This is a genomic window from Chryseobacterium carnipullorum (genome assembly GCF_900142785.1).
Classification (GTDB): domain Bacteria; phylum Bacteroidota; class Bacteroidia; order Flavobacteriales; family Weeksellaceae; genus Chryseobacterium; species Chryseobacterium carnipullorum.
Genome location: NZ_FRCD01000049.1, coordinates 1 through 1,606, shown reverse-complemented (window position 1 = coordinate 1,606; position 1,606 = coordinate 1). Strand labels below are relative to the sequence as shown.

1 protein-coding gene is annotated in these 1,606 nt (G+C 38.4%); it reads left to right on the top strand.

The annotated features are described in order from the left end of the window. Positions 1-37 precede the first annotated feature (37 nt). Positions 38-1,582 carry an IS1182 family transposase gene (locus BUC06_RS23260; RefSeq protein ID WP_073337009.1) on the top strand — a complete coding sequence of 515 codons (1,545 nt, stop codon included), beginning with the start codon at positions 38-40 and terminating at the stop codon, positions 1,580-1,582. Positions 1,583-1,606 lie beyond the last annotated feature (24 nt).

Sequence of the window (1,606 nt, the reverse complement as noted above, 5' to 3'; positions counted from 1 at the left end):
TTTTATATTTTTATATTTGATAATCAGATATTTGTTTATGAATTTCAAGTATTATAATCAGAATCAGTTGGAGTTGTTTCCCTATAGTTTTGAGGATTTGATTCCCGGGAATCATCCTGTTCGAGTGGTGAATAGTGTTTTAGATAAAATAAATATTGCCCCACTTCTTACAGTGTACAGCAAGGAAGGCAATCCCAGTTATCATCCCGTGATGATGCTCAAGGTGATGGTTTTTGCTTACATGAATAACATTTATTCGTCGCGGAAAATTGAAAAAGCGCTTCGCGAGAACATCAATTTTATGTGGCTTTCCAATATGAGCATCGTGGATCATAATACGGTGAACCGTTTTCGAACCAATAGGTTGGAAGCCGCCTTCAAAGATATTTTCTCGCAAGTGGTTTTACTATTGTCAGAAGAAGGTTTGGTAAGTTTGAGGCAGGTTTTTGTGGATGGAAGCAAAATTGAGGCACAGGCTAACCGTTACACTTTTGTCTGGGCAAATGCCATTAAAACCAATAAAGAAAAGATGCTTCGCCAGCTGGAAGAACTTTGGAACTATGCCCAAAGTGTTGCCCGGGAAGAAGATAAAGATCCTGAACCACCAGAATTTAAAGAAATCAGCAAAGAAAAAATTCAGCAAACAGTAGAAAATATCAATGCCAAATTAAAAGGCAGCGATGGCAAAACCGATTCCGACAAAAAAGCCAAAGCCAAGCTGAATTACATTAAAAACAATTTTGAGAAAAACCTCGGTAAATATGAAGCTCAGGAAGCGATTTTAGCAGAGAGGAATTCTTACAGCAAGACCGACGAAGATGCTACTTTTATGAGAATGAAGGATGATCACATGATGAACGGACAGCTAAAACCCGCCTATAATGCGCAGATTTCTACCGAGAATCAATTTATTGTCAACTACACCATTCATCAGCAAACCAATGACATCAATACCTTAGAAAGCCATCTGGATAATTTTGAGAAATTATATGGCAAAAAAAGGATGAATGAACTGGAAGAACTCACCGCCGATGCAGGTTACGGAAGCGAAGAGAACTACGAATTATTAATACAGAAAAACATTACTCCATTTGTAAAATACAATACGTTCGATAAAGAGCAAAATGCCCATTATCAGGCGAAACACAAAAGTTTCAGCAAAGAAAATCTGCCTTATAACGCTGAAGAAGATTTTTACGTTTGTCCGATGGGACAAAAAATGGCAAAAACACACGAAAGTATCCGGAAAACCAAGACCGGTTACCCGCAAAACCTATCGCATTATCAGGCAAAAAACTGTGACGGTTGTCCGATACGAAGCGCTTGTCACAGTTCCAAAGGCAACCGGAGCATCGAGAGAAACCACCATTTGGAGCAGTACAAAGAAAAAATCAGACAGCTTTTAAACAGCGAAGAAGGCATCAAAAAACGCAGACAACGTTCGGTTGAAGTAGAGCCTGTGTTTGCCCATCTGAAACATTGCAATGGTTTTAAGAGATTTACATTAAAAGGTCTGAAAAAAGTAGAACTGGAATTTGGATTACACGCTTTAGCACATAACCTAAGAAAGAAAGTTGCCTGAAGAGGACAACTTTTTCCTTTTTTG